Genomic DNA, 25,520 nt, shown 5'->3' with positions numbered 1-25,520 from the left:
CCGCGCCGGATTTCGCGCTTGCGCCGAAATCCGGCGCGGGCGCGAAAATCAAGCCCGTCCGGCGATTGAGGACGAGCGGCGGAGCCGCGACAAGGGGGCCCGGGGGCGAAGCCCCCGAAGCGGGGTCTGGGGCGCAGCCCCAGGAAACGGCGAAAGGGCGGGACCGGGGCACAAATCCCCCCAAACCCCTACGTCAACAGCTGCGACGCCGTGAAGATCAGGAGCCCCGCCATCGCCCCCACCACCGTGCCGTTGATGCGGATGAACTGAAGATCCCGGCCGATGTGGGCCTCGACCTTGCGGGACGTCTGTTCCGCGTCCCAGCTCGCGACCGTCTCCGTGATCAGCGATGTGATCTCGTCCCGGTAGGTCGTCACCACGTGGACGGCCGCGTCCTCCACCCAGCCGTCGACCTTCGCGCGCAGCCGCTCGTCGGACGTCATGCGCGCGCCGAGCGAGAGGATCGACGCGCGGGCCCGCAGCCGCAGTTCGCTGCGTTCGTCCTCCGCCGCGGCCACGATCATGGCCCGTACCGCGCCCCACGCCGAGGCGATCAGGTCCTGCACCTCGCCCCGGCCCAGGACCTCGGACTTCAGGCGCTCCACCCGGGCCCGGGTGTCCGGGTCGGACTGGAGGTCCTGCGCGAAGTCCGCGAGGAAGCGGTCGACCGAGCCGCGCGCCGGGTGGTCCGGCATGTCGCGCATCTCCGTGACGAAGCGCAGCAGTTCCTTGTAGACGCGCTCACCGACCTTGCGGTCGACGAAGCGCGGCGTCCAGCCGGGGGCGCCGCCCGTGACGGCCTGCATCACCGAGTCGCCGTGCTGCACCAGCCAGTCGTGGGCGCGTACGCACACCAGGTCCACAACCTTGCGGTGGCCGCCGTCGGTGACGATCTTCTCCAGCATGGTGCCGATGCCCGGGGCGATCTCCTGGGCGTCGGCCCGTCGCGTGATGGCCTCGCCGACGACCGCCTGTACGTCGGAGTCGCGCAGCACGGTCAGCGCTCCGCGCAGGGCGGTGGCCAGTTCGGTGGTCACCCGGTCGGCGTGCTCGGGCTCGGCGAGCCACGCGCCGAGGCGTGAGCCGATGCCGACCGCGCGCAGGCGGCGGCGGATCACCTCGCCGGAGAGGAAGTTCTCGCCGACGAACTCGCCGAGGGACTGGCCCAGCTGGTCCTTCTTGGTCGGAATGATCGCCGTGTGCGGGATGGGCAGCCCGAGGGGGTGCTTGAAGAGCGCCGTGACCGCGAACCAGTCGGCGAGCGCGCCGACCATGCCGGCCTCGGCGGCGGCGGCCACGTAGCCCGTCCAGCCGCCCAGTCCGGCGGACTGGCCCCACTTCGCCAGCGCGTAGACGACGGCGACCGCGAGCAGCAGGCCCGTGGCGAAGGTCTTCATGCGGCGCACGCCGCGGCGGCGCTCCTCGTCCGCCGCGTTGTACGTGTGCGTCGCCGTATCGGCGGAGGCCGTATCGGCGGCGGCCGCCTCGTCCGTCCTGGACCGTGTCATGCGCATCCCCGTTCAGGCAGTTCTCACCTGCATTGTCCCTACGGGACGACTCGGGGAACGGGCGAAGAGTTCCCGGCGTCTGACACCACGCGGCCACCGAGCGGCCACCGAGGCCTCTTCCGGCCCCCGTGGGATCATGGAACGACGATCGGATCAGTCAGAGGGTGTCACGGCACTCAGTGCAGGAGATCCGCGATGAGCAGGATGAAAGGGCCTCACCTGCCCCGCGGCACGGCCTATGCCCTGCCGGCCGCGCTGGCGGCGGTCGTGATTCTCGTCTCGGCCGCGATATTCCTCGGCGCGCTCGGCCGCGACGACCGCGACGGCCACAGCACTGCCGACCCGCGGGACCCCCGTACGGCCGCGTCGCCGACAACCGCGGGCGGCTGGACCGGCACCTGGGCCGCCGCCCCCGCCGCCGCGGAACCGCAGGCGCTCCGCGGGTACGCCGGGATGTCCGTCCGCAACGTGGTGCACACCAGCGTCGGCGGCACCGCCGCCCGCGTCCAGTTCTCCAACCTCTACGGCACCCGGCCCCTGGTCGTCAGCCATGCCTCCCTCGCCCTGGCCGCCGCGCCGGGCACCGCGGCGGCGGCGCCGGGCACGCTGCGCGCGCTGGCCTTCGGCGGCCGGCCCGCCGTGACCGTGCCGGCCGGGCAGGCGGTCGTCAGCGACCCCGTGGAGCTGTCCGTGGGCCCGGCGACGGACCTGCTGATCAGCTCGTACTCGCCGGTGCCCGCCGGCCCGGCGACGCTCCACCCGTACGCCCGCCAGACCTCCTACCTCGCCCGCGGCGAGCACACCGGGAACACGGACGGCCTGCCGTACACCCTCAGAACCCCGTACTGGCGCTATGTCACCGCGGTCGACGTGTGGACCACCGAGGCGCAGGGCTCCGTGGTCGCCCTCGGCGACTCCATCACCGACGGGGTCACCTCCACCGTCGGCGCCGACCACCGCTGGACCGACCGGCTCGCCGCCCGGCTGCGGGACGAGCCGGGCGCACCGCGCTACGGCGTCCTCAACGAGGGCATCAGCGGCAACCGGATCCTGCTCTCCAACAGGGGCAGGGCGCCCCAGAACAACGCCAGCGCGATCGACCGCTTCGACCGCGACGTCCTCGGCCGGACGGGCGCGCGCGTGGTGGTCGTGGAGCTGGGCGTCAACGACATCCTGCGCCGCCCGCAGCAGACCGACCCCCACCGGATCGTGGCGGGGCTGCGCCGGCTCGTCGACCGTGCGCACGAGCACGGTCTGCGGGTGGCGGGCTCGACGCTGACGCCCATCGGCGGCCACCTGGGCGTGGTGCTGAACCGTCAGGAGCCCGTACGGCTCGGGGTGAACGCCGAGATCCGGGCGGGCGGCGTGTTCGACTACGTGGTCGACTTCGACCGGGCGCTGCGCGACCCGGCGAACCCGGAGCGGCTGCTTCCGGCGTACGACAGCGGCGATCACCTGCACCCGAACGACGCGGGCTATCTGGCGATGGCCCGGGCCGTGGACCTCACGAAGCTGCGCAGCGGCCGATAAGTCACTCGAGCGGCTTGCGCCGCTCGTCGCGGACCTGCCGGCGTTCCTCGCGGGCCTGGTGCCGATCCTCGCGGGCCTGGTGCCGATCCTCGCGGGCGAGGCGGCGCTGTTCGCGCGCCTCCTCGCGCAGGCGCAGCCGCTCCTCGCGGCGCATCTTGCGCGTGACGTCGACGCCGCCCCAGAAGGCGAGTCCGGTGATCTTCACCCGGGGCGAGCCCGGGGTGCCGGGGCCGCTCGCCCTGCTGTCGAAGCCGCCCATGATGCCGATGCCGCCGACCTGTACGTCGAGCTCCGGCGGCACCTTGATCTGCACTCCGCCCATGACCGCGAAGCACCGGATCGTCACCTCGCGGTCCTCGAAGTTCGCCTCCCGCAGGTCGATCTCGCCGCCGCCCCAGAAGCAGATGCTGGTGAAGCGGCGGGGCACCGTCCAGTTGCCGTGCCGCTGGAACCCGCCCATGATGCCGATGGCCAGGGAGGACGTCCCCGTGCCGCCGATCCGCCCGGACCAATCGGTCTCGTCGGCACGCTCCGTGGCCGTCTGCGCCTTCGTCTGCACAGAGGGGAGGTCGCTCACGAGCGGTTCGAGGTCACCGTGCGTACGGGCCTTGTAGACGGCGTCCAGTCGTTCGCCGAACTCCTCCATGTCCAGCCGCCCCTCCGCGACGGCTGAGCGCAGGACTTCGGCAACCCGTTCCCGATCGGCGTCGGAGGCGCGCATCTCAGGGAGTTCGCTTGTCATGGCCACCAGGGTAACGGCCGCTACAGGCCCGTGCGGTCTCCATACATATGCGCAATCACGTCCTCGATGTCCGGCTCGCGGACCGAGAGATCCACCAGCGGATACCGCTCCGCGACGGCCGCCACGATCGGTGCCGCGCTCCGTCCGGAGGCGAACGCCAGCCACTGGCGTGGCCCTTCGACCCGGACCGTGCGGGCGCCCGGCACCCCCTCGATGGGCGGGAGCTCGCGTTCGAGGTCGACCACGAGCATGCGCTCGCTCTCCCCCACCGCGTGCAGCCCGTCGAGGCCGCCGTCGTACACCAGCCGGCCGTGGTCGATGACCATGACCCGCTTGCACAGTTGCTCGATGTCGGTCAGGTCGTGCGTGGTCAACAGCACGGTCGTGCCGTGCTCGGCGTTGATGTCCCGCAGGAATCCCCGCACCTTGGCCTTGCTCACCACGTCCAGGCCGATGGTCGGCTCGTCGAGGTAGAGCACCTCGGGGTCGTGCAGCAGCGCGGCGGCGATGTCGCCGCGCATCCGCTGGCCGAGCGAGAGCTGCCGTACGGGCACGTCCAGCAGCGCGCCCAGGTCGAGGAGTTCGACGCAGCGCTCGAGGTTGGCGCGGTAACGCACGTCAGGGATGCGGTACATGCGGCGGACGAGGTTGTACGAGTCGCGCAGCGGCAGGTCCCACCACAGCGTGGTGCGCTGCCCGAAGACCACTCCTATGCGGTGCGCCAGTTTCGTCCGCTCGCGGGAGGGGTCGATGCCCGCCACGCGCAGCCGGCCGCCGCTGGGCACCAGGATGCCGGTGAGCATCTTGATGGTCGTGGACTTCCCGGCGCCGTTGGGACCGATGTAGCCGACCATCTCGCCGCGCGGTACGGAGAAGCTGATGCCGTCCACCGCGCGGACCTGGTGCCGTTCGCGGCGCAGCAGGCCCGCCTTGCGGCGGACGTCGAACACCTTCTCCACGGCGTCGAGTTCGATGAATCCGTCGCTGCCGTTACTGCTGCCGTTGCTGCTGTCGCTCACCCTCAACTCCCTGTACTCCGATAACTCCTCAGCCCCGCTCGCCACACCAGCCCCGAGAGCAGCAGGGTGCCCACGGCGACCAGGGGGCCGCAGTAGGCCACCCAGCCCGGCAGGTGCAGCGGGTCGTCGCGGCCCAACAGATGCAGTGCGGGCAGCCAGTTGACGAAGGCGAGGGGGACGACGAACGTCACCCCGCGCACCAGCTCCCGGGCGAAGACCGTCGGCGGATACTGCAGCAGCGTGCAGCCGCCGAAGGTGAACGAGTTCGCCACCTCGGAGGCGTCCGCCGCCCAGAACTGGAAGGCCGCGCCCAGCAGGAACACGGCCGCGAAGATGCCCGTACCGCTGAGCACCATCATCGCCACGAACAGCGCCTTCGGCAGCGTCCACGCGACGTCCACGTGCGCGAGCCCCCAGCCGAGCACCACGGCGCCCTGGCTGATCCGGCCGAGGCGCCGCAGTGCGAACCGGTCCGCCGCCACCTGGGCTAGGACCGGCACCGGGCGCACCAGCAGGGTGTCGAACGTGCCGTCGCGCACCCGCCGTCCGACGCGGTCGGCGTTGCCGAGGAGGAGGTCCGCCAGGCCGAACGAGGAGCAGGTGGCCCCGTACAGCAGCGCGACCTCGGGCAGCGTGAACCCGCCCAGCGCGTCGATGTGCGAGAACATCAGCATGATGACGACGAAGTCCAGGCCGCTGCCGAGGAAGTTGCCGATCGTCATCGTCACGAACGACACCCGGTAGGCCATGGTCGCCCGGATCCACATCGCGGCTATCAGGCCGTAGCCCCGCACCGCGTGCACCGCACGTTCAACCACCCTGGACCACCACCTTCCCGGTGGCACGCGACTGCATCAGCCGCCCCGCGGCCAGCAGCACCACCGCCCACCCCGCCTGGAACGCCAGCACCCCCGCCAGGCCGCTTCCGGTGTGCCGGCCCAGCAGGGTGTCGATGGGGACCTGGACCATCGACGAGAACGGCAGCATCCGCGCCACGTCCCCGAACGCGCCCGGGAAGACGGTCAGCGGCAGCAACTGCCCGGAGAAGAACAGGAACGACAGCGAACTGATCGTGTTGACACCCGCCCCGTCGAGCAGCCAGAAGGCACACAGCCCCACGAGATAACGCAGCGCGAATCCCACGACAAAGCCCAGCAGCAGCGACAGCAGGAAAGCCAGCCATCTCAACGGGTCGGCGGGAAGCGCCAGTTCGAAGAACAGCGCACCGGCCGCCAGCGGCACCACGCCGCGCCCCAGCAGCTGGAATCCGGCCCGCCCCAGGTCGGCGGCGAGCCACCACAGCTGGAGATCGGCGGGGCGGTAGAGGTCGACGGCGATGTCGCCGGTGCGGATGCGCTCCTGGATCTCCTCCTGGAACCCGCCGCCCATCAGGGCCATGACCGCCAGCAGTGCCTGGCCCGTCCAGACGAAGGTCAGCGCCTGCGCCTGGTCGTAGCCGCCCAGGTGCGGCCGCTGGTCCCACAGGGCGATGTAGGTGTAGGCGAGGATGAAGCCGAAGACCGTGTTGGTGAAGACGCCGGCCGCGGTGGCGATGCGGTAGGTCGCGTGTCTACGGAAACCGCTCACTGCGACGGCGGCGTACAGCCGCATCCCGCGCCCCCTCTCCTCGTTGAACTTTTTTAGTCCGCCGACTGGTCGGGCCGAACCCGAAGCGCAGGAGCATAACCGTCCGTGTCAGCACCCGGCCACGGAATTTCTCACTCCGTGGAGTGGCGGGCATGACCCGAACGGCCCCTACCGGACCGGCAGAGGTGCGCTAAGCCGCCCCGGCCGGATCCCGGGTGCGACAGTGTTTCGCGGGGCGTACGGCACAGCTTCGGTACCGCCTGAACTCGACGGCCGAGGAGTCCCAGGAGACATGAGCGACGAGCGACCACAGCAGCATCCCGGAGGGCGGGGTGACGGCCCGCAGGGCTGGCCACCGAGAGGCGACACCGGCCGTGAACGCACCGGCTGGCGCAGGCTCCTGCCCGGCTGGCGGATGGTGCTCGGCGGGTTCGTCCTGGTCGTCCTGCTCATCGCGGGCGGCCTGATCGCCGGGTACGCGCTGGTCAACATCCCCCCGGCCAACAAGGCGGCGACGGCCGAGAGCAATGTCTTCCTCTACGCCGACGGCACCCAGCTCGCCCGTGACGGCGAGATCAACCGGGAGAGCGTACCGCTGAGCAAGGTGCCCAAGACCGTCCAGCACGCGGTGCTGGCCGCCGAGGACCGCGACTTCTACGCGGAGTCGGCCGTCAACCCCGAGGCCATGGTCCGCGCCGCGTGGAACACCGTCACCGGCAAGGGCAAGCAGTCCGGCTCCACGATCACCCAGCAGTACGTCAAGAACTACTACCTCGGCCAGGAACAGACCATCAGCCGCAAGGTGAAGGAGTTCTTCATCGCGATCAAGCTGGACCGCGAGGAGAGCAAGGGCGACATCCTCGAGGGCTACCTCAACACCAGCTACTTCGGCCGCAACGCCTACGGCATCCAGGCCGCCGCGCAGGCCTACTACAGCAAGGACTCCGACAAGCTCAACACCGCCGAGGGCGCGTACCTCGCCACGCTTCTCAACGCCCCCAGCGCCTATGACGTCGGGGCGCACCCCGAGAACAAGCCGCGCGCGATGGCCCGCTGGAACTACGTCCTGAACGGCATGGTCAAGAAGGGCTGGCTCAGCGGCACCGAGCGGGCCGCGATCAAGTTCCCGGCGCCCGGCAAGGCCCGGCCCCGGTTCGGCATGTCCGGCCAGCGCGGCTATCTCGTCGAGGCGGTCAAGGACTACCTCACCAGCAACAAGATCATCGACGAGAACACCCTGGCCGCGGGCGGCTACCGCATCACCACCACCATCGACCGCAAGAAGCAGGACGCCTTCGTCGGCGCGGTGCGCTCCCAACTGATGGACGAACTCAGCGACTCCCGCAAGGTCGACTCCTACGTCCGCGCCGGCGGCGCCTCCGTCGACCCCTCGACCGGCAAGGTCGTCGCCCTCTACGGCGGCATCGACTACACCAAGCAGTACGTCAACAACGCCACCCGGCGCGACTACCAAGTGGGCTCCACCTTCAAGCCGTTTGTCTTCACCTCGGCCGTGCAGAACGGCTCCACCACCCAGCAGGGCCGCACCATCACCCCCAACACCCTTTACGACGGCACCAACAAGCGGCAGGTGCAGGGCCCGGACGGTCCGCTCGACTACGCCCCGGCCAACGAGGACGACAAGTCCTACGGCCCGATCACCGTCACCAAGGCGACCGACCTGTCGGTCAACGCCGTCTATGCGCAGATGGCCGAGGACGTCGGCCCGGGCAAGGTGAAGAGCACGGCCATCGCCCTCGGCATCCCGGAGAAGACCCCCGACCTGACCGCCACCCCGTCCATCGCGCTCGGCCCCGCCACCGCCAGCGTCCTGGACATGGCCCAGGCCTACGCCACGCTCGCCAACCACGGCCGGCACGGCCCGTACACCCTGGTCGAGAAGGCCAGCAAGGGCGGTGAGGACGTCCAGCTCCCGGACCGCCGCGACCGCAAGCAGGCCGTGACGCGCGAGGCCGCCGACACGACCACCTCGATCCTGCAGAGCGTGGTCGACAGCCCCAACGGCACCGGTGCGAACGCGCGGGCCTCGGGGCGGCCGTCGGCGGGCAAGACCGGCACCGCCGAGGACGACAAGGCCGCCTGGTTCGCGGGCTACACGCCCGACCTCGCCACCGTCGTCGCGGTCATGGGCCAGGACTCCGACAGCGGCGAGCAGAAGTCGCTCTACGGCGCGACCGGGCTCCCGCGCATCAACGGCGGCGGCTACCCGGCGCAGATCTGGGCCGCGTACACCTCCAAGGCGCTGGCCGGCACCGAGGCCAAGGACTTCGACCTCGAGCTGCAGAGCGGTGCCGGTTCGCCCCCGCCGGAGGCACCGACCTCCTCGGCGCCCCCGGTCACGTCCAGCGCGCCGCCGGTCACGTCCGCCCCGCCGCGCTTCTCCCCGCCCCCGACCGCGCCTCCGCGCCTGCCGTCGAGGCCGCCCGGCCCGCCGACGGGCCCGCCCACGGGGCCGCCGACGGGACCGATCATCAGCCTCGTCCCGAACCCGGGCAAGGAGGGCCGCGGGGAGCACCACGACCTGCTGGGCTACGACTACTAGCTAGTGGCCCGAGGTCGCCTTCAACCCGACCACCGCCACCAGCAGCAGAACAATGAAGAAGACCCGCGCCGCGGACACCGGCTCACCGAGCAGCGTCATGCCCAGCACCGCGGCGCCGGCCGCGCCGATGCCGACCCACACGCCGTAGGCCGTGCCGATGGGGAGTGTCCGTGCGGCCTGGGCCAGCAGCAGCATGCTCGCCGCGATGCCGGCGATCGTGGCCACGCTCGGCCACAGGCGGGTGAAACCGTCGGTGTACTTCATGCCGACCGACCAGCCGACCTCGAGCAGACCGGCGACGGCGAGCAGGATCCATGCCATGACGGCACCTCCGGAGGAAATCGCTTGTCCAGGGGTGCGTCGTCTTGTCCTTACCCGGTACGGCGCGTCTCGTCGGGGTTGCCCCCAGGCTACAGGTAGAGCCCCGTGGAGTCCTCCGAGCCCTCCAGCCGCTCCGCCGCCACCGCGTGCAGGTCGCGCTCGCGCATCAGCACATAGGCGACGCCCCGGACCTCGACCTCCGCGCGGTCCTCCGGGTCGTACAGCACCCGGTCGCCGGGCTCGACCGTGCGCACGTTCTGGCCGACCGCCACGACCTCGGCCCAGGCCAGCCGGCGGCCCACCGCCGCCGTCGCCGGAATGACGATGCCGCCGCTGGAGCGGCGCTCGCCCTCGGGGATGTCGGTCCGGACCAGTACCCGGTCGTGGAGCATCCGGATGGGCAGTTTGTCGTGGGTCGTATGCGTGCTCACGCCATGACCGTACCTGCCCACGCCGAAGTCGGAAGCCACCGGTCCCGGCCCGTACCCAGGACGCCCCTAGGCCTTGCGGCGCCGGGAGGACAGGGTCAGCAGCCCGACGACGCCCACGGCCAGCATCGCCGCGGGGATGATGCGCTCCAGGCGGGGCACGCCCTCGTCCGTCACGAACCGGGACCGTACGTCCCCGACGGCACGGTCCACGGCCGCGCAGACCCGCCCGGCGGTGTGGTCCACCTTCGAGGCGACCTTCGCCTTCGCGTCGCCGATGATCGTGCTCGGGTGCAGGCGCACCCCGATCTCGTCGAGCGTCTCGGCGAGATCGGCACGCCGGCTGGCGATGTCCGCCTCGATCTGCGCAGGGGTCCTGGCTTCCGGCACCGCGCTGCCTCCGTCGTCTCATATGTCTGATGAAGAGTGGTGACAACAGTCTGTCAGCTTGCCGGGCGCAGCGCCCCACGGCACCCCTGTCGGCCGGGCTGGCTAGGCTCGGATCCCGTACCGGATCCGTCCCACCCTCCGAGGAGAGCCAGAGCCATGAGCGAGCGACTCCAGCCCGGCGACACCGCCCCCGCCTTCACCCTTCCCGACGCGGACGGGCGGCAGGTCTCGCTCGCCGACCACAAGGGCCGCAAGGTCATCGTGTACTTCTACCCGGCCGCCCTCACGCCCGGCTGCACCAAGCAGGCCTGCGACTTCACCGACAACCTCGACTTCCTCGCCGGGCACGGCTACGACGTCATCGGCATCTCCCCCGACAAGCCGGAGAAGCTCGCCAAGTTCCGTGAGAAGGAAGACCTCAAGGTCGCCCTGGTCGGCGACCCGGACAAGAAGGTCCTGGAGGCGTACGGCGCCTTCGGCGAGAAGAAGCTCTACGGCAAGACCGTGACCGGCGTGATCCGCTCCACCGTCATCGTCGGCGAGGGCGGCAAGGTCGAGCGCGCCCTCTACAACGTCAAGGCCACCGGCCACGTCGCCAAGATCATCAAGGACCTCGGGCTCTAAGCGGTCTGGGTCGGCTCGTCCTCCGCCTCCGGCAGGTCGAGGACGGCCCGGGCCCCGCCGCCCTCCGCCTGGCCGAACTCCAGCCGCGCGCCCAGCACCGCGGCCTGCCCCACGGCGATCGTCAGCCCCAGGCCGTGCCCGGTGCCGCGCTCGGGCGCGGCCGTACGGAACCGGCGCGGCCCCTGGCTCACCAGCTCCGGCGGATAGCCGCTGCCGTGGTCCCGCAGGACGACCCGCGTGCCCTCGACGCGGACCTCGATGGGCGGCTTCCCGTGCTTCGCCGCGTTGGCCAGGATGTTGACCAGGATCCGCTCCACGCGGCGCGCGTCCGTGGCCACGATCCGGCCCTCGCCGACCACCTCGACGGAGACCTCGTCCACCCCGCGCTGCCCCTGGGCCCGCTTGACGATCCCGTGCACCAGGGTCGGCAGTTCGATCGGCTCCAGCTGCGCGCTCTCCGTCCCGGAGTCCAGCCGGGACACCTCGAGCAGTTCCTCGACCAGGCCCCGCAGCGTCTGCGCCCGTTCCTGGACCATCTCCACCGCGCGCGGGTGCGGCAGCAGCTCCGCCGAGGCCACCAGTCCCGCCACGGGGGTGCGCAGTTCGTGCGCCACGTCGGCCGTGAACTCCCGTTCCGCCTCCACCCTGGCCGCCAGCGACGCCGCCATCGCCTGCACCGAGCGCTCCAGCTCCGCGACCTCGTCGCGGCCGCCGCTCGCCGGGGCGTCCGCGTCCGGTGCCTCGCCCGCCGCGATCCGGCGTGCCGCGGCGGCGCTGTGCCGCAGCCGCCGCGACAGGCTCTGTGCCACGAACCACGCCACCACCGCCATCAGCGCCACCGTCGCCACACCGGCCACCAGCAGCGCCTTGTCGAGCGCCTCCTGGTAAGAATCGCGCTTCGGGTAGGAGGCCGAGATCGACAGCACCCGGTCCCCGACCCGGGCCGCCGCCCACACCCGCGGGTCGTCGCCGCCGCTGATGTAGGTGCGCGGCCCCTTGTCCAGTTCCTTCAGCAGCGGCGCGGGCACGTTGGAGACGTCGAGCTGGGCCGCCAGGGAGAGCTTGCCGTCGCGCTTGTAGAGCTGGAGCGCCGAGCTCAGCAGTTCGTCCTGCTGGGCCATCGCCTTCTTGTCCCGCTCCAGGCCGGAGATGTGGTGCACGGCCACGCCGAGCAGCACCACGGCCAGGGCGGTGACGGAGGAGATCGCGAGCGCGATCCGGCCACGAATACCCATCACGCGATCGCGTACGTCTCCGTGGCCTTGCCGGCAGGCGTCATGCCGGTGTAGCGCACCTCGAGGGAGGTGAACGCCATCTGGCCGTCGACGCTCTTCGGGCGGAGCAGCGTGAGGCGGGCCCGGAAGGACGTCCGCGCGGTGCCGTTCGCGCCCGCCACCTGGACGACGCCGCTGCCCTCGGCGCGGTCCGCTTCGTACTCGTCCCACTTGATGCCGCTCGCCACGGTGCCCTCGTTGGTGCAGGTGAGGGTGATGATGTCGGGCTCCAACTCCGGTTCCCCGAAGCCGCAGTCGCGTACGCCGGGCAGTTCGCCCGAGCCCGAGGCGTCGATCTCCGCCTGCACCTCACGGCTCGCGCCCTCGTTCTGCACCGCCGCCGTCCTCGGCGCCGCGGCGACCTGGTGCGAGCGCTCACCGGCCCGGGCCAGCCATACGCCGCCGAGGGCCAGCACCGTCACCAGTGCGAAGACCGTCAGCACGGTGCGCATGCCGGCCAGACGGGCCCCGGCGCGATCGGTCATCGGGCTCTCTTCCTCGGTACCTGGGCGGGTTCACTGCTTTCCCCGGCCTCCCCTGTGAGGGACGGTGAAATCGGGCCGCGCGTTCCGTTCGGGCATATCGGATTCGTGAAGAACCCCCAACTGGCCCCCGATGACCGGCCCCTGGCGCCGGTCGCCCGGGTGACCAGTACGATGGCCGTGCCGCGCGGCCGTGGTGGAATTGGCAGTCACGCTGGGTTTAGGTCCCAGTGGGGTAACACCCGTGAGGGTTCGAGTCCCTCCGGCCGCACCAGCACGACAACGGGCCGTCCTCGGGGACGGCCCGTTTCGGTCTTGCGTTTCGGTCTTGCGGAGCTCAGCCCAGCAGCTCCCGCACCACGGGCACCAGCGCGCGGAACGCCTTGCCGCGGTGGCTGATCGCGTTCTTCTCCTCCGCCGTCAGCTCGGCGCAGGTGCGCGTCTCACCCGCGGGCTGGAGGACCGGGTCGTAGCCGAAGCCGCCGGCGCCCGCGGGCTCGTGCCGCAGCGTGCCCTCCAGCCGGCCCTCGACCACCCGCTCCGTGCCGTCCGGCAGGGCGAGCGCGGCGGCGCACGCGAAGTGGGCGCCGCGGTGGCCGTCGGCGATGTCGCCGAGCTGGGCCAGGAGCAGTTCCAGGTTGGCCCGGTCGTCGCCGTGGGCGCCGGCCCAGCGGGCGGAGAAGATGCCGGGGGCGCCGCCCAGGACGTCGACGCAGAGGCCGGAGTCGTCGGCGACCGCGGGGAAGCCGGTGGCCTGCGCGAGGGCGTGGGCCTTGAGGAGGGCGTTCTCGGCGAAGGTGACGCCGGTCTCCTTCACGTCGGGGATGTCGGGGTAGGCGTCGGCACCGACGAGTTCGACGTCGAGACCCGCCTCGGCGAGGATCGCGCGCAGTTCGGTGATCTTGTTGGCGTTGCGGGTGGCGAGGATGAGGCGCTTCATGAGCCCCGATTATCCCGCCTGCCCCTGACCGCCTACCCCTGACAGGCCTTGGTCAGTGCGGCGGCGGCCTTCTTCAGCGGGCCGGCGTCCGGGCGTTCGCCGTCGCCGATGCTGTCCTGGATGTCGCTCGCGGCCTCGGTCAGTCCGCCGATGGCGTCCTTGACGTCCGTCGCCTGCTCGGACTTGCCGAGCGCGGCGAGGTCGCTGTTGAGCTTGTCCACGAACTCCTGGGCGCTCAGCGGGTCCTTGGAGCCGTCCCCGATGATGCGCTCGATCTTGTCGGCGTCGTCGCCGATCTTCTTCGAGACGCCCGCGCAGTCCGTGCTCTCCTCGGAGTCGTCGGAACAGGCGGCGACGAGGGGCAGTGCGAACGCGACGGCGGCGAAGGCCGCAACGGCAGTGGTACGGCGGCGCGATGCCATGACACGGTCCCCTCGGTTGTGGGGGTACGGCCCCGGTCCGCACCCCCACAGATCCTAGCTACAGCGTTCGAGCCAGGGCCTCACGCTGGGCCGCGGCCAGGTCGGTGCAGCCCTGGACGGCGAGGTCGAGCAGGGAGTTCAGCTCCTCGCGGGCGAAGGGCTCGGCCTCGGCGGTGCCCTGGACCTCGACGAAGCGGCCGTCGCCGGTGCAGACGACGTTCATGTCGGTGTCGGCGCGCACGTCCTCCTCGTAGCAGAGGTCGAGCAGCGGGATGCCGCCGACGATGCCCACGCTGACGGCGGAGACGGTGCCGGTGAGGGGGTGACGGCCGTGGCGGATGAGCTTCTTGCCCTGGGCCCAGGTGACGGCGTCGGCGAGCGCGACGTACGCGCCGGTGATGGCGGCGGTGCGGGTGCCGCCGTCGGCCTGGAGGACGTCGCAGTCCAGGACGATCGTGTTCTCGCCGAGGGCCTTGTAGTCGATCACGGCGCGCAGGGAGCGGCCGATGAGGCGGGAGATCTCATGGGTGCGCCCGCCGATCTTGCCGCGCACGGACTCGCGGTCGCCGCGGGTGTTGGTGGCGCGCGGGAGCATCGCGTACTCGGCGGTGACCCAGCCCTCGCCGGTGCCCTTGCGCCAGCGGGGCACGCCCTCGGTGACGCTGGCGGTGCACAGCACCCTGGTGTCGCCGAAGGAGACGAGGACGGAGCCCTCTGCGTGCTTGCTCCAGCCGCGCTGGATCGTCACGGGGCGGAGCTGGTCGGGGGTGCGGCCGTCGATGCGAGACATGGTGACGAGCCTATCCGGGATCGCGCGGGGCCCCGTCCGGAACCTGTCCGGACGGGGCCCCACGGGTGGAGCCGGGTGGCTCACATCATGTCTTCGATCTCACCGGCGATCGGGTCGGCGTCGGTGCCGATGACGACCTGGATGGCGGTGCCCATCTTCACGACGCCGTGCGCGCCGGCGGCCTTGAGCGCGGCCTCGTCGACGAGGGAGGCGTCGGCGACCTCGGTGCGGAGACGGGTGATGCAGCCCTCGATCTCCTCGATGTTGTCGATACCGCCGAGCCCGGCGACGATCTTCTCAGCCTTGCTGGCCATGTGTGCACTCCTGGTTGTCTCGGGCCCTTCGGCGCTCTCGCCGACCGGCTTTCACACGCTAACCCACGTATGGACCAATTACGTGGGCGTTTGCCCGCCTTCTCACGAATGATGGCGGCCACCGGGCCCTGCGCTCCGGGGGCCGGATTCGCACACCCAAGTGGTCTACACCAGTATGCCAGCCGGGAGGACGCAGATGAGCTCGGACGCCGCCGCGGCCCCCGCCCGCAAGCACCTGCAGAGCCTCCTCGGGGGCCTGCAGAAAATGGGCCGCAGCCTCCAGCTGCCGATCGCGGTGCTCCCGGCCGCCGGCATCCTCAACCGGCTGGGGCAGCCGGACGTCTTCGGCAAGGACGGCCTCGGCTGGACCGACGTCGCCAAGGTCTTCGCGGGAGCGGGCGGCGCGCTGCTGGACTCGTCCCTCGGCCTGCCGCTGCTGTTCTGCGTGGGCGTGGCCATCGGGATGGCGAAGAAGGCGGACGGCTCGACGGCGCTGGCGGCGGTCGTGGGGTTCCTCGTCTACTACTCGGTGCTGCACCAGTTCCCCGAGGACTGCCCGCACACGTCCAAGTTCAGCGGCGCGGGCCTGTGGAGCGGGGTCTGTGTGACGGGGACGGGCGCGGCGACCCAGGCGACCTTCCAGAACCCGGGGATCTTCGGCGGCATTGTGATCGGCCTGCTGAGCGCCTGGTTCTGGGTGCGCTTCCACCGGGTGCGGCTGGTGGACTGGCTCGGCTTCTTCAACGGGCGCAGGCTCGTCCCGATCATGATGTCGTTCGTGGCGCTGGTCTTCGCGGTGATCTGCCTCGGGATCTGGCCGCCGGTGGGGCACGGGCTCACCAGCTTCAGCAAGTGGCTGACGGACCTGGACTGGGCGGGCTCCGGCATCTTCGGTATCGCGAACCGCGCGCTGCTGGTGGTCGGCCTGCACCAGTTCCTGAACACCTTCATGTGGTTCCAGTTCGGCGAGTACACCAAGCCGGACGGCACGATGGTGCACGGCGACATCAACCGCTTCCTCGCGGGCGACCCGACGGCGGGGCAGTTCACCTCGGGCTTCTTCCCGATCATGATGTTCGCGCTGCCGGCCGCGGCGCTCGCGATCGCGCACACGGCCCGGCCGGAACGCCGCAAGATGATCGAGGGCATGATGCTCTCGGTGGGCCTGACGTCGTTCGTGACGGGCGTGACGGAGCCCATCGAGTACTCGTTCCTCTTCATCGCCCCGCTGCTCTACGCGCTGCACGCGGTGCTCACCGGGGTTTCGATGGCGGTGACGTGGGCACTGGGTGTCCACGACGGCTTCAGCTTCTCCGCGGGGCTGATCGACTACGTGATCAACTGGGGCCTGGCGACCAAGCCTTGGCTGATCATTCCGATCGGGCTCGTCTTCGCGGTCGTGTATTACACGGTCTTCCGGTTCGTCATCGTGAAGTTCAACCTCCCGACACCGGGGCGCGAGCCGGAGGAAGTGGCGGAGCAGATCGAGCGCGAGACGGTGGAGTAGCCGGGCCGCCAGGGGTTCCTCCGTGTGATCCAGGCCACCGGGAAGCGTGGATTCCTTTATGCCCGCTTCACGTGCTACAACAGGTCTAAACCACTAGTGGTGTAGACCAAAGCCGGCCGTCCCCCCTTCCCCCGAGCGCCGGCCTCACCTGGAGGAATCCGATGAGTACGGCTAGCGCCAATGCTGCCGCGAAGGCCGACAAGCCGGGCTTCGGGCAGAGCGCGATGGCGGTCGCCCAGCGTATCGGCCGCAGCCTCATGCTGCCGGTCGCCGTGCTGCCCGCCGCCGCGCTGCTGGTCCGCCTGGGCCAGCCCGACCTGCTCGGCAAGCCCGCACTGGGCCATGTCCTGAACAAGATCGCCGAGTTCATGGCGGCCGGCGGCGGCGCGCTCCTCGACAACATGCCGCTGCTCTTCGCCGTGGGTGTCGCGATCGGGTTCGCCAAGAAGTCGGACGGCTCCACCGCCCTTGCGGCCGTGGCCGGTTACCTGGTCTTCAACAAGGTCCTCGGCACCTTCACCGACGACTCGCTGCCGAAGATCGCGAAGGCGGTCGACGGCAAGGTCGTCATGCAGGCGGCGCCCGCCGACGCCAAGGTGCTCGGCGGCATCGTGGTGGGCCTCGTGGTCGCCCTGCTCTACCAGCGGTTCTACCGGACCAAGCTGCCCGAGTGGCTGGGCTTCTTCGGCGGCCGCCGCCTCGTCCCGATCCTGTCGTCCTTCGCGGGCCTGATCCTCGGCATCGTCTTCGGCTACATCTGGCCGGTCCTCGGCACGGGTCTGCACAACTTCGGTGAGTGGCTGGTCGGTTCGGGCGCCGTCGGCGCGGGCATCTTCGGTGTCGCCAACCGCGGTCTGATCGCGATCGGCATGCACCACCTGCTCAACTCCTTCCCGTGGTTCCAGGCCGGCGACTACAACGGCAAGTCCGGCGACATCGCCCGCTTCCTCGCGGGCGACCCGCACGCGGGCCAGTTCATGACCGGCTTCTTCCCGATCATGATGTTCGCGCTGCCCGCCGCCTGCCTGGCGATCGTGCACTGCGCCCGCCCGGAGAAGCGCAAGGTCGTCGGCGGCATGATGCTGTCGCTCGCGCTCACCTCGTTCGTCACCGGTGTGACCGAGCCGATCGAGTTCACCTTCATGTTCATCGCGCCGGTGCTGTACGCGATCCACGCGGTGCTCACCGGTGTCTCGATGGCCCTGACCTGGGCGCTGGGCATCAAGGACGGCTTCGGCTTCTCCGCCGGCGCGATCGACTTCGTGCTCAACTGGGGCCGGGCCACCGAGCCGTGGATGCTGATCCTGATCGGCCTGTGCTTCGCGGCGCTCTACTACGTCATCTTCCGCTTCGCGATCATCAAGTTCGACATCAAGACCCCGGGTCGCGAGGCCGACGACGAGCTCGCGCCGGAGCCGGTGGCCGTCGCCAAGGCGGAGGCCAAGACCGAGCCCGCCAAGGCCGGGGCGAAGCCCGCGGCCAAGGGCAAGAGCTCGAGTGCCAAGCCCAAGAGGAAGACGGCCGCCAAGAAGGCCAGGGTCTGACCCTTCCGCAGCAGCACGGCAGAGCCCCCGGAACCACCACGGTTCCGGGGGCTCTCCCCTTTTGCGCGCCCCGCGTCCCTACAGCTCGTACACCGCACCCGCGTGCGCCAGTTCGGCCGGCCCCTCGTAGACGGAGCGCGCGTCGCGGAGGTTCGTGAGCGGGTCCGTCCACGGCGGGATGTGGGTGAGGACCAGCTGCCCCACGTCCGCGCGGGCCGCGCACGCGCCCGCCTCCAGGCCGTTGAGGTGGAGGTCCGGGATGTCCTCCTTGCCATGGGTGAACGAGGCCTCGCACAGCAGGAGGTCGGCGTCCTTGGAGAGGGTGTCGAGCGCCTCGCAGGGGCCCGTGTCCCCGGAGTAGACGAGCGAGGTGTCACCGTGCTCGATACGGAAGGCGAAGGCCTCGACGGGGTGACGGACCCGGTCCGTCCGTACCGTCAGCGGCCCGAGCGTGAAGCTGCCCGGCACCAGGGTCCGGAAGTCGAAGACCTCGCTCATGCACGACGCGTGCGGGACGTCGCCGTACGCCGCCAGCAGCCTCTCCTCGGTCCCCTCCGGACCATGGACGGGGATCACCCCGGCCCTGCCGCCCTCGTGACGGTAGTAGCGGGCCACGAAATAGCCGAGCATGTCGATGAAGTGATCGGGGTGCAGGTGGGAGAGGAGCACGGCGTCGAGGTCGTACAGGCCGATGTGGCGCTGCAGCTCGCCGAGGGCGCCGTTGCCCATGTCGAGAAGCAGCCGGTAGCCGTCGGCCTCGACGAGGTAGCTCGAACAGGCCGATTCCGTGGACGGGAACGACCCGGCGCATCCGACGACGGTGAGCTTCATGCGGGCCTGAACCTCCGGGCTGGTGACGGGGGGCTGGGGGCCATGCGGTGCGTCCGAGGGTAAAGCGGGAAACGGACGGCCGCTCCTGTGCGGGGCAGGTGTGTGGCTGGAATCACCAGGACGGAGCCAGTACGCAGCACGGCCCCGCCCGCGCCGAAGGGCGCCGGGCAGGGCCGCGGGTGCGGGCGTGGTGCTACAGCGACCGGTGCCGCTCGGCACGGTCGAGGGTGTCCATGAAGCGCCGGAAGCGCTCCGCGGACTCCTTGCTGCCGGCCGTCACCGTGAACTCCTCCGGCGAGATGAAGGCCGCCAGCCGCTCACGTGTCTCAGGGGCGAGCGCATCCCACGCCGCCCGGTCCAGCCGTGACTGCGCCGCAGCTTCCGCACTGCCAGTTTCCATTGTTGAGTTGCCTCATGTCCGAAGATCCACATGCGGGACAGTTCATGTGCGTCTCCTACGGGATGATGTCAGCCGGTCGGCAACATCGGTAGTGGCAGTCCATCTGTGCACGGGTCTGTCGATAGTTGACCGGTTATCCAAACTTCATGCCCAGAGGCGCCCGTGCAGAGTCTCCACCGCCGCCTCGGTGGTGGGTGCGGTGTAGACGCCGGTGGACAGATACTTCCAGCCACCGTCCGCGACGACGAACGCGATGTCCGCGCGCCGCCCGGCCCGTTGGGCCTTGCGGGCCACCCCGAGCGCGGCGTGCAGCGCGGCGCCGGTGGAGATGCCCGCGAAGATGCCCTCCTGCTCGAGGAGTTCGCGCGTGCGGCGCACCGCGTCCTCGGAGCCCACGGAGAAGCGCGTGGTGAGGACCGACTCGTCGTAGAGCTCGGGCACGAAGCCCTCGTCCAGGTTGCGCAGCCCGTAGACGAGGTCGTCGTAGCGCGGCTCGGCGGCGACGATCTCCACCCCGGGGACGTGCTCGCGCAGATAGCGGCCGACGCCCATCAGCGTGCCGGTGGTGCCGAGTCCGGCCACGAAGTGGGTGATCTCCGGGAGGTCCGCGAGGATCTCCGGACCGGTGGTGGCGTAGTGCGCACCGGCGTTGTCGGGGTTGCCGTACTGGTAGAGCATCACCCAGTCGGGATGCTTCCTGGCCAGGTCCTTGGCTATGCGCACGGCCGTGTTGGAACCGCCCGCGGCCGGCGAGGGGATGATCTCGGCGCCCCACATGGCGAGCAGCCGGCGCCGCTCCTCGCTGGTGTTCTCGGGCATGACGCAGACGATGCGGTAGCCCTTGAGCCGTGCGGCCATGGCGAGCGAGATGCCGGTGTTGCCCGAGGTGGGCTCGAGGATGGTGCACCCCGGGGTGAGCCGGCCGGCCTTCTCCGCCTGCTCGATCATGTGCAGGGCCGGCCGGTCCTTGACGGAGCCCGTGGGGTTGCGGTCCTCGAGCTTCGCCCAGACCCGGACGTCCTCGGCCGGGGACAACCGGGGCAGGCGCACCAGCGGGGTGTTGCCCACCGCCGCCAGCGGGCTGTCGTAGCGCATGCTCAGGCCATTCCACCGGCGACGGCCGGCAGGATGGTGACGCTGTCGTCGTCGGCCAGTTCGGTGGCGAGGCCGCCGAGGAAGCGGATGTCCTCGTCGTTGAGGTAGACGTTCACGAACCGGCGCAGCTGGCCGGACTCGTCCACGAGGCGCTCACGGATGCCCGCGTGGCGGGACTCCAGGTCCCGGAACAGCTCCTCGATCGTGGCGCCGCTGCCCTGGACGGCCTTCTGGTCGCCGGTGTAGGTGCGGAGGATGGTCGGGATGCGGACCTCGATGGCCATGGGTGTGCTCCTGTCGGAGTGCGGGAATCGGCGGTGGTACGCGCGGGTGCACGCGGCGTCATGCCGCGCCGGCGAGCCGGCACAGATCGACGTGCAGGCGGGCGACCAGGCGGATGCCCGGTACGCGCTCGGTCACGTCGTGGAGAACCATGGGCGCATCGTATCGATTCCCCGTGCGCGGCCCGCACGTTCGTCCCGGTATCCGGACCGAACCGTCTCGGCTGTCAGTACGCGGAGACTCAGTACGCGGCGACGACCCGGACCTCCTCCTCAGTGACCTCGCCGTCCAGGATGCGGTACGAGCGGAACTGGAACGGGCCCGCGTCGTCGGTGTCCGCGGTGGAGACCAGGAGGTAGTGGGCGCCGGGCTCGTTCGCGTAGGAGATGTCGGTGCGGGAGGGGTAGGCCTCGGTCGCGGTGTGCGAGTGGTAGATGACCACGGGTTCCTCGTCGCGGTCGTCCAGTTCGCGGTAGAGCTTGAGGAGATCCGTGGAGTCGAACTCGTAGAACGTGGGCGAGCGGGCGGCGTTGAGCATCGGGATGAACCGCTCGGGGCGGCCGCTGCCGGCCGGGCCGGCCACCATGCCGCACGCCTCGTCGGGGTGGTCGGCACGGGCATGCGCGACGATCTGGTCGTACAGGGCCTGGGAGATGGTCAGCATGCGGCCCAGGATAAGCAGAGGGCCCGTCCGCACCGGGGGGGGGGAAGGTGCGAACGGGCCCTCTGGGGAGGGAAAAGGTCAGACGACCTTGTCGGCCTCGGGCACGGCGGGCACCGAGTAGTCCTTGCGCGCAAAAGCCTGCGGGTTGCGGGCCTTGAGCACGAAGTACGAACCGACCATGATGGCGGCCCAGATGGGCGCGCAGTACAGGGAGACCCGCGAGTTCTTGTCGATGCCCATCAGCACGATGACAAGACCGATGAAACCGAGCGCGAAGGCACTGGTCCACGGAGCGCCGGGGGCCTTGAACTCCGACTGCGGCAGCTCGCCCCGGTCCGCCTTGCGGCGGTAACGGAGCTGACAGATCAGGATCATGATCCAGGCCCACATACCGGAGATGGTGGCGAAGGAGACGACGTAGTCGAACGCCTCGCCCGGCCACTGGTAGTTGATCCACACCCCGATGAGCATCAGCGCGGCGGAGAGGGTGGTGCCCCGCATCGGCAGGCCCTTGCGGGACAGCTGCGCGAGGAACTTGGGGCCCTGGCCGTTGAGCGCGAGGTCGCGCAGCATGCGGCCGGTGGAGTACATACCGGAGTTGCAGGACGACAACGCGGCGGTCAGCACCACGAAGTTGATGATTCCGGCGCCGAACGGCAGGCCGATCTTCGCGAACGCGGCCACGAACGGGCTGTGTCCGGGCAGGAATTCGGTCCACGGAACGACGGACAGAATGATGACGAGGGCGCCGATGTAGAAGACGGCGATGCGCCACGGCACGGTGTTGATGGCCTTGGGCAGGGTCTTCTTGGGGTCGGCCGCCTCGCCCGCGGTGACGCCGACGAGTTCGACGGCGAGGAACGCGAACATCACGATCTGCAGGGTCATCAGGGTGCTGCGGATACCGCCGTCACCGAAGAAGCCGTGCGACCAGAGCAGGTCGAACGAGGCGGTGTCACCGGCCTTGGAGAAGCCGAGGGTGATGACGCCGATGCCGATCAGGATCATGCCGATGATGGCGGTGACCTTGACCATGGAGAACCAGAACTCCAGCTCGCCGAAGAGCTTTACGGAGATCAGGTTGGCGAAATAGAGGATGACCGTGAAGACGAGCGCGGAAGCCCACTGCGGAATGCTGTGGTTCCAGTACTGCACATACGTGGCAGCCGCGGTGACCTCGGTGATGCCGGTGACGACCCAGAAGAGCCAGTACGTCCAGCCGGTCACATAGCCCCAGAAGGGACCGAGGAATTCCCGCGCGTAGTCCGAGAAGGAGCCCGAAACCGGGCGGTACATGAGCAGCTCGCCGAGCGCCCGCATGATGAAGAAGATGACGAGGCCGGCCATCGCATAGGCAAGGATCAGGCTGGGGCCCGCCTTGTGAATGGCCGTTCCCGCACCCAGGAAGAGGCCTGTGCCTATTGCGCCGCCGATGGCGATCATCTGGATCTGTCGGTTGCCCAGTCCCCGCTGGTAACCCTCGGAAGCATCCTGTCCGCTTCCGTCCCGCACCTCGGCTGCGCCGGTGGTACGGTCCGCGACCTGCTCAGAGGCCATGTGTGGAACGCCTTTCTCCATACCGATCCGGTCTGTCCGGATCGGGTTCCGATCCCCCCGGATGGAGTCCTGCAATGCCGACGGTCGGTCGGCCAGCGTTCCCTGCCGTGACAGGGGTGGCGTCACAGAGGCAGGTATTCGTAAGGGTTTATCACGGGTAACAGCTAGATCGTCAGTTCGAATATGACGCAGGCCACAAGAAAATCAGGACAAACGTAATAACGATCTCCAAATGCCGCCACTGCGGTAATGGGATCGTTATTCGGACTTGAGCATCCGTTGAGCGGACGCTCTTCTCCGCAGGTCAGGCCATGAGTGCCTCGACGAGCGTCTCCTGGAGCCCTCCGAGCCAGAGGTAGGCCATGACCATCGGCTTGCGCGGGTCGTCGTCCCGGAGGCCGAGCAGCGCATCGCTGTCGTCCTCGTCCTTGATCTCCAGCCGCGCCCCGATCGTCAGCCGCAGGTCGTTGAGCGTGCCGAGCCACTGGCGGCACTGCTCCGGCGACAGACGCAGCACCGCGGCGGCGTCACCGGTCACGTTCGATGAAGACGAAGGGGCCAGCGAGTCGAGCGAGCGGACGACCGCGAGAGCGTCGCCGCGCTTGCGGTCGCGCAGGTCGTTCTCGGTGTAGCGGCGGAACTCGGCCGCGTGCGCACGCGACTCGCGGTCCTGCTCGGCGCCCGGCGTGCCGTACGCCTCCGGGAAGAGCCGGGCGAGCGCCGGGTCGGCGGGCGGCTCGGTCGGGCCGTCGGCGAAGAGCCGGGCGAGCGGGTCGGCGGCCTCGGGCCCCTGCTCCTCCCCCGGTCCGATCAGCTCGAGGAGCTGAACCGTGAGGCTGCGCAGGATGGATGCCTCGACCTCGTCCAGGGCCAGGGCGGCTCCGCCGCCGGGCAGCGGCTCGAAGTACCCCGCCATCAACGGTCCTGGGAGAGAGTCGCCCACAGGCCGTACCCGTGCATGGCCTGTACGTCGCGCTCCATCTCTTCGCGCGTGCCGCTGGAGACGGTGGCCCGCCCCTTGTGGTGGACATCGAGCATCAGCTTGCGGGCCTTGTCCTTGGAGTAGCCGAAGTAGCTCTGGAAGACATACGTCACATAACTCATGAGGTTCACGGGGTCGTTGTGGACCAGGGTCACCCAAGGGACATCGGGCTGCGTTACCTCGAAGGGTGCTTCGCCCGTCTCGGGGCGCTCGATCTCGACCGGTGCAACACTCACGTTTTCCATGCTGCCACTAGGGGTCCCGCTCCGCATAAACGACCCCCACAAATCGTCACTCTGACGAGAGGGAGGGGTAGCATCACTGCGGTAACCGGTACGACGATGCGAGGTAAGGCCAAGTGAACGCTGCGGACCTGGGGCTGCCGGTGGCTGTGCCGTCGACGGCCCTGTTCACCGACCGGTACGAACTCACCATGCTGCAGGCCGCGCTGCGCTCCGGGACCGCCGACCGCCGCTCGGTGTTCGAGGTGTTCACCCGCCGGCTGCCCGAGGGCCGCCGCTACGGCGTCCTCGCCGGCGTCGGCCGTGTCCTGGACGCCGTGGAGAACTTCCGCTTCGACCCGGCCGTCCTGAAGTTCCTGGCCGAGCGCGGGATCGTCGACGAGCCGACCCTCGCCTGGCTCGCCGACTACCGCTTCCGCGGCGACATCTGGGGCTATCCCGAGGGCGAGGTGTACTTCCCGGGCTCGCCGGTCCTGCGGGTCGAGGGCAGCTTCGCGGAGGCGGTGCTGCTGGAGACCGTCATCCTGTCGATCCTCAACCACGACTCGGCGGTGGCCGCGGCCGCCTCGCGGATGGCGGTCGCCGCGGGCGGCCGGCAGCTGATCGAGATGGGCGCCCGCCGCACCCATGAGCTGGGGGCCGTGGCCGCCGCCCGCGCGGCGTACGTGGGCGGCTTCGCCTCCACCTCGGACCTCGCCGCCGGCTTCCGCTACAACATCCCGACCGTCGGCACCAGCGCGCACGCCTTCACGCTGCTGCACGACAGCGAGCGCGACGCCTTCACCGCACAGGTCGCCTCGCTCGGCGGGGCGACGACGCTGCTGGTCGACACCTATGACGTGGCCGAGGCGGTCCGGATGGCCGTGGAGGTGGCCGGGCCGGGGCTGGGGGCGGTCCGGATCGACTCCGGCGACCTGCTGCTGCTCGCGCACCGGGTCCGCCAGCAGCTGGACGAACTGGGCGCGACCGAGACGAAGATCGTGGTCACCAGCGACCTCGACGAGTACGCCATCGCCTCGCTGGCCGCCGCGCCCGTGGACGCGTACGGCGTCGGCACCCAGCTGGTGACCGGCAGCGGGCACCCCACGTGCTCGCTGGTCTACAAGCTGGTCGCCCGCGCGGACAGTGCCGACGCCGACGCCCCGCTGCGGCCCGTGGCCAAGAAGTCGATGGGCGGCAAGGCCTCCATCGGCGGCCGGAAGTGGGCCGCCCGGCGCCTGGACGCCGACGGCGTCGCCGAGACGGAGATCGTCGGCACCGGCGAGGTACCCGCGGAGCTGGCCGGCCGGCAGCTGCTCGTGGAGCTCATCCGCGGGGGCAAGGTCGTCGCCCGCGAGCCGCTGGACGTCGCCCGCGACCGCCACACGGCGGCCCGCGCGCTGCTGCCGCTCTCGGCCACCCAGCTCTCGCGCGGCGAGCCGGTCCTGCCCACCGAGTACCTCTGACCGCTCCTGGGCTCTCTTCCCGTTACCGAGCGGGAAT

28 protein-coding genes, 1 tRNA gene, 1 pseudogene and 1 riboswitch are annotated in these 25,520 nt (G+C 70.3%); of the genes and pseudogenes, 7 read left to right on the top strand and 23 right to left on the bottom strand.

The features are described 5' to 3' along the window. Positions 1-188: 188 nt before the first annotated feature. Positions 189-1,514: a DUF445 domain-containing protein gene (locus ACV530_RS29005; protein ID WP_494335601.1), complete on the bottom strand. Its 1,326-nt coding sequence runs from the start codon at positions 1,512-1,514 to the stop codon at positions 189-191. Positions 1,515-1,712: 198 nt separating this feature from the next. Here ACV530_RS29005 and ACV530_RS29000 point away from each other — a divergent pair, with 198 nt between their 5' ends. Next, complete coding sequence (locus ACV530_RS29000) at positions 1,713-3,038, top strand: SGNH/GDSL hydrolase family protein (protein WP_494335607.1); 1,326 nt, start codon at positions 1,713-1,715, stop codon at positions 3,036-3,038. Position 3,039: 1 nt separating this feature from the next. Here ACV530_RS29000 and ACV530_RS28995 read toward each other — a convergent pair whose 3' ends face one another. The 4 genes from ACV530_RS28995 to ACV530_RS28980 are packed head-to-tail and all read right to left on the bottom strand — an operon-like array spanning position 3,040 to position 6,410. Continuing rightward, entirely contained in the window at positions 3,040-3,780 is a 741-nt protein-coding gene (locus tag ACV530_RS28995) for a DUF1707 SHOCT-like domain-containing protein (protein ID WP_494335600.1), read from the bottom strand. A gap of 20 nt (positions 3,781-3,800) precedes the next feature. Beyond that, on the bottom strand, positions 3,801-4,805 hold the full coding sequence (locus tag ACV530_RS28990; protein WP_494335599.1) for an ABC transporter ATP-binding protein: 1,005 nt from the start codon (positions 4,803-4,805) through the stop codon (positions 3,801-3,803). Then, positions 4,802-5,566, bottom strand: a complete 765-nt coding sequence (locus ACV530_RS28985) for an ABC transporter permease (RefSeq protein ID WP_494335606.1) — start codon at positions 5,564-5,566, stop codon at positions 4,802-4,804. Before ACV530_RS28985 ends, ACV530_RS28990 begins: the two co-directional genes overlap by 4 nt. A gap of 43 nt (positions 5,567-5,609) precedes the next feature. Continuing rightward, complete coding sequence (locus ACV530_RS28980) at positions 5,610-6,410, bottom strand: ABC transporter permease (protein WP_494335598.1); 801 nt, start codon at positions 6,408-6,410, stop codon at positions 5,610-5,612. 268 nt (positions 6,411-6,678) lie between these two features. Between ACV530_RS28980 and ACV530_RS28975 the strand changes: the two genes are divergently transcribed. Then, positions 6,679-8,949: a transglycosylase domain-containing protein gene (locus tag ACV530_RS28975; protein WP_494335597.1), complete on the top strand. Its 2,271-nt coding sequence runs from the start codon at positions 6,679-6,681 to the stop codon at positions 8,947-8,949. On the opposite strand, the gene ACV530_RS28970 is transcribed toward ACV530_RS28975, so the two are convergent. The 3 genes from ACV530_RS28970 to ACV530_RS28960 form a co-directional block, all read right to left on the bottom strand. After that, a complete protein-coding gene (locus ACV530_RS28970; RefSeq protein ID WP_494335596.1) occupies positions 8,950-9,270 on the bottom strand; it encodes a DMT family transporter in 321 nt (106 codons plus the stop codon). A gap of 33 nt (positions 9,271-9,303) precedes the next feature. Beyond that, a riboswitch (guanidine-III (ykkC-III) riboswitch) is annotated at positions 9,304-9,365 on the bottom strand. Next, complete coding sequence (locus ACV530_RS28965) at positions 9,360-9,662, bottom strand: GroES family chaperonin (protein ID WP_055473105.1); 303 nt, start codon at positions 9,660-9,662, stop codon at positions 9,360-9,362. Its footprint overlaps the riboswitch before it by 6 nt. 105 nt (positions 9,663-9,767) lie before the next feature. Then, a complete protein-coding gene (locus ACV530_RS28960; protein WP_494335595.1) occupies positions 9,768-10,088 on the bottom strand; it encodes a DUF3618 domain-containing protein in 321 nt (106 codons plus the stop codon). 156 nt (positions 10,089-10,244) lie between these two features. Here ACV530_RS28960 and bcp point away from each other — a divergent pair, with 156 nt between their 5' ends. Beyond that, complete coding sequence (bcp, locus tag ACV530_RS28955; protein ID WP_494335594.1) at positions 10,245-10,712, top strand: thioredoxin-dependent thiol peroxidase; 468 nt, start codon at positions 10,245-10,247, stop codon at positions 10,710-10,712. Here the strand turns inward: bcp and ACV530_RS28950 are convergent. Continuing rightward, positions 10,709-11,947 (bottom strand): sensor histidine kinase, encoded by a 1,239-nt coding sequence (locus tag ACV530_RS28950; protein WP_494335605.1) that lies wholly within the window; start codon positions 11,945-11,947, stop codon positions 10,709-10,711. The two genes, bcp and ACV530_RS28950, sit on opposite strands and share 4 nt — an antisense overlap. Beyond that, positions 11,947-12,471: a hypothetical protein gene (locus tag ACV530_RS28945; RefSeq protein ID WP_494335593.1), complete on the bottom strand. Its 525-nt coding sequence runs from the start codon at positions 12,469-12,471 to the stop codon at positions 11,947-11,949. Before ACV530_RS28945 ends, ACV530_RS28950 begins: the two co-directional genes overlap by 1 nt. Before the next feature lie 184 nt (positions 12,472-12,655). Between ACV530_RS28945 and ACV530_RS28940 the strand changes: the two genes are divergently transcribed. Then, positions 12,656-12,742, top strand: a tRNA-Leu gene (locus ACV530_RS28940). Between the two features lie 63 nt (positions 12,743-12,805). Here the strand turns inward: ACV530_RS28940 and rdgB are convergent. The 4 genes and pseudogenes from rdgB to ACV530_RS28920 form a co-directional block, all read right to left on the bottom strand. Continuing rightward, positions 12,806-13,408, bottom strand: coding sequence for an RdgB/HAM1 family non-canonical purine NTP pyrophosphatase (gene rdgB / locus ACV530_RS28935; protein WP_494335592.1), 603 nt, complete (start codon positions 13,406-13,408; stop codon positions 12,806-12,808). Positions 13,409-13,440: 32 nt separating this feature from the next. Then, positions 13,441-13,830, bottom strand: coding sequence for a hypothetical protein (locus tag ACV530_RS28930; RefSeq protein WP_494335591.1), 390 nt, complete (start codon positions 13,828-13,830; stop codon positions 13,441-13,443). Positions 13,831-13,888: 58 nt separating this feature from the next. After that, a complete protein-coding gene (rph, locus tag ACV530_RS28925; RefSeq protein ID WP_494335590.1) occupies positions 13,889-14,620 on the bottom strand; it encodes a ribonuclease PH in 732 nt (243 codons plus the stop codon). Positions 14,621-14,700: 80 nt separating this feature from the next. Beyond that, positions 14,701-14,940 (bottom strand): annotated as a pseudogene (locus ACV530_RS28920) (PTS sugar transporter subunit IIB); the annotation flags it as partial. Positions 14,941-15,130: 190 nt separating this feature from the next. On the opposite strand from ACV530_RS28920, the gene ACV530_RS28915 reads away from it, so the two are divergent. Then, complete coding sequence (locus ACV530_RS28915; RefSeq protein ID WP_494335589.1) at positions 15,131-16,441, top strand: PTS transporter subunit EIIC; 1,311 nt, start codon at positions 15,131-15,133, stop codon at positions 16,439-16,441. A gap of 161 nt (positions 16,442-16,602) precedes the next feature. Continuing rightward, complete coding sequence (locus tag ACV530_RS28910; RefSeq protein ID WP_494335588.1) at positions 16,603-17,985, top strand: PTS transporter subunit EIIC; 1,383 nt, start codon at positions 16,603-16,605, stop codon at positions 17,983-17,985. 78 nt (positions 17,986-18,063) lie between these two features. On the opposite strand, the gene ACV530_RS28905 is transcribed toward ACV530_RS28910, so the two are convergent. The 9 genes from ACV530_RS28905 to clpS all read right to left on the bottom strand — a co-directional run bounded on the left by ACV530_RS28905 (position 18,064) and on the right by clpS (position 24,041). Next, positions 18,064-18,816: an MBL fold metallo-hydrolase gene (locus ACV530_RS28905; RefSeq protein ID WP_494335587.1), complete on the bottom strand. Its 753-nt coding sequence runs from the start codon at positions 18,814-18,816 to the stop codon at positions 18,064-18,066. A 326-nt stretch (positions 18,817-19,142) separates the two neighbouring features. After that, a complete protein-coding gene (locus ACV530_RS28900) occupies positions 19,143-19,232 on the bottom strand; it encodes a hypothetical protein (RefSeq protein WP_494335586.1) in 90 nt (29 codons plus the stop codon). A 128-nt stretch (positions 19,233-19,360) separates the two neighbouring features. Continuing rightward, positions 19,361-20,311: a PLP-dependent cysteine synthase family protein gene (locus ACV530_RS28895; RefSeq protein WP_494335585.1), complete on the bottom strand. Its 951-nt coding sequence runs from the start codon at positions 20,309-20,311 to the stop codon at positions 19,361-19,363. Between the two features lie 2 nt (positions 20,312-20,313). Then, complete coding sequence (locus ACV530_RS28890; RefSeq protein WP_494335584.1) at positions 20,314-20,595, bottom strand: MoaD/ThiS family protein; 282 nt, start codon at positions 20,593-20,595, stop codon at positions 20,314-20,316. Positions 20,596-20,653: 58 nt separating this feature from the next. Further along, positions 20,654-20,746 (bottom strand): putative leader peptide, encoded by a 93-nt coding sequence (locus ACV530_RS28885; protein ID WP_494335583.1) that lies wholly within the window; start codon positions 20,744-20,746, stop codon positions 20,654-20,656. An 88-nt stretch (positions 20,747-20,834) separates the two neighbouring features. Beyond that, on the bottom strand, positions 20,835-21,257 hold the full coding sequence (locus ACV530_RS28880) for a M67 family metallopeptidase (RefSeq protein WP_494335582.1): 423 nt from the start codon (positions 21,255-21,257) through the stop codon (positions 20,835-20,837). A 78-nt stretch (positions 21,258-21,335) separates the two neighbouring features. Further along, a complete protein-coding gene (locus ACV530_RS28875) occupies positions 21,336-22,814 on the bottom strand; it encodes an amino acid permease (protein WP_494335581.1) in 1,479 nt (492 codons plus the stop codon). Between the two features lie 304 nt (positions 22,815-23,118). Next, on the bottom strand, positions 23,119-23,730 hold the full coding sequence (locus ACV530_RS28870; RefSeq protein ID WP_494335580.1) for a DUF2017 domain-containing protein: 612 nt from the start codon (positions 23,728-23,730) through the stop codon (positions 23,119-23,121). Continuing rightward, a complete protein-coding gene (gene clpS, locus ACV530_RS28865) occupies positions 23,730-24,041 on the bottom strand; it encodes an ATP-dependent Clp protease adapter ClpS (protein ID WP_494335579.1) in 312 nt (103 codons plus the stop codon). Before clpS ends, ACV530_RS28870 begins: the two co-directional genes overlap by 1 nt. Before the next feature lie 113 nt (positions 24,042-24,154). Between clpS and ACV530_RS28860 the strand changes: the two genes are divergently transcribed. Further along, the gene (locus ACV530_RS28860) at positions 24,155-25,483 is read left to right on the top strand and encodes a nicotinate phosphoribosyltransferase (protein ID WP_494335578.1); all 1,329 of its coding nucleotides are present in this window, start codon (positions 24,155-24,157) and stop codon (positions 25,481-25,483) included. Positions 25,484-25,520 lie beyond the last annotated feature (37 nt).

Source organism: Streptomyces sp. SX-6 (genome assembly GCF_059089585.1).
The sequence above is the reverse complement of the archived record's forward strand: the minus strand, read 5'-3'. Positions and strand labels throughout refer to the sequence as shown.

Bases quoted from the DNA above. Each gene is read 5' to 3' on its own strand.
- ACV530_RS29005 (WP_494335601.1), bottom strand. From the start codon at position 1,514: ATGCGCATGACACGGTCCAGGACGGACGAGGCGGCCGCCGCCGATACG.
- ACV530_RS29000 (WP_494335607.1), top strand. From the start codon at position 1,713: ATGAAAGGGCCTCACCTGCCCCGCGGCACGGCCTATGCCCTGCCGGCC.
- ACV530_RS28995 (WP_494335600.1), bottom strand. From the start codon at position 3,780: ATGACAAGCGAACTCCCTGAGATGCGCGCCTCCGACGCCGATCGGGAA.
- ACV530_RS28985 (WP_494335606.1), bottom strand. From the start codon at position 5,566: ATGTGGATCCGGGCGACCATGGCCTACCGGGTGTCGTTCGTGACGATG.
- ACV530_RS28980 (WP_494335598.1), bottom strand. From the start codon at position 6,410: ATGCGGCTGTACGCCGCCGTCGCAGTGAGCGGTTTCCGTAGACACGCG.
- ACV530_RS28975 (WP_494335597.1), top strand. From the start codon at position 6,679: ATGAGCGACGAGCGACCACAGCAGCATCCCGGAGGGCGGGGTGACGGC.
- ACV530_RS28970 (WP_494335596.1), bottom strand. From the start codon at position 9,270: ATGGCATGGATCCTGCTCGCCGTCGCCGGTCTGCTCGAGGTCGGCTGG.
- ACV530_RS28965 (WP_055473105.1), bottom strand. From the start codon at position 9,662: ATGCTCCACGACCGGGTACTGGTCCGGACCGACATCCCCGAGGGCGAG.
- bcp (WP_494335594.1), top strand. From the start codon at position 10,245: ATGAGCGAGCGACTCCAGCCCGGCGACACCGCCCCCGCCTTCACCCTT.
- ACV530_RS28950 (WP_494335605.1), bottom strand. From the start codon at position 11,947: ATGGGTATTCGTGGCCGGATCGCGCTCGCGATCTCCTCCGTCACCGCC.
- ACV530_RS28945 (WP_494335593.1), bottom strand. From the start codon at position 12,471: ATGACCGATCGCGCCGGGGCCCGTCTGGCCGGCATGCGCACCGTGCTG.
- rdgB (WP_494335592.1), bottom strand. From the start codon at position 13,408: ATGAAGCGCCTCATCCTCGCCACCCGCAACGCCAACAAGATCACCGAA.
- ACV530_RS28930 (WP_494335591.1), bottom strand. From the start codon at position 13,830: ATGGCATCGCGCCGCCGTACCACTGCCGTTGCGGCCTTCGCCGCCGTC.
- rph (WP_494335590.1), bottom strand. From the start codon at position 14,620: ATGTCTCGCATCGACGGCCGCACCCCCGACCAGCTCCGCCCCGTGACG.
- ACV530_RS28915 (WP_494335589.1), top strand. From the start codon at position 15,131: ATGAGCTCGGACGCCGCCGCGGCCCCCGCCCGCAAGCACCTGCAGAGC.
- ACV530_RS28910 (WP_494335588.1), top strand. From the start codon at position 16,603: ATGAGTACGGCTAGCGCCAATGCTGCCGCGAAGGCCGACAAGCCGGGC.
- ACV530_RS28905 (WP_494335587.1), bottom strand. From the start codon at position 18,816: ATGAAGCTCACCGTCGTCGGATGCGCCGGGTCGTTCCCGTCCACGGAA.
- ACV530_RS28900 (WP_494335586.1), bottom strand. From the start codon at position 19,232: ATGAGGCAACTCAACAATGGAAACTGGCAGTGCGGAAGCTGCGGCGCA.
- ACV530_RS28895 (WP_494335585.1), bottom strand. From the start codon at position 20,311: ATGCGCTACGACAGCCCGCTGGCGGCGGTGGGCAACACCCCGCTGGTG.
- ACV530_RS28890 (WP_494335584.1), bottom strand. From the start codon at position 20,595: ATGGCCATCGAGGTCCGCATCCCGACCATCCTCCGCACCTACACCGGC.
- ACV530_RS28885 (WP_494335583.1), bottom strand. From the start codon at position 20,746: ATGGTTCTCCACGACGTGACCGAGCGCGTACCGGGCATCCGCCTGGTC.
- ACV530_RS28880 (WP_494335582.1), bottom strand. From the start codon at position 21,257: ATGCTGACCATCTCCCAGGCCCTGTACGACCAGATCGTCGCGCATGCC.
- ACV530_RS28875 (WP_494335581.1), bottom strand. From the start codon at position 22,814: ATGGCCTCTGAGCAGGTCGCGGACCGTACCACCGGCGCAGCCGAGGTG.
- ACV530_RS28870 (WP_494335580.1), bottom strand. From the start codon at position 23,730: ATGGCGGGGTACTTCGAGCCGCTGCCCGGCGGCGGAGCCGCCCTGGCC.
- clpS (WP_494335579.1), bottom strand. From the start codon at position 24,041: ATGGAAAACGTGAGTGTTGCACCGGTCGAGATCGAGCGCCCCGAGACG.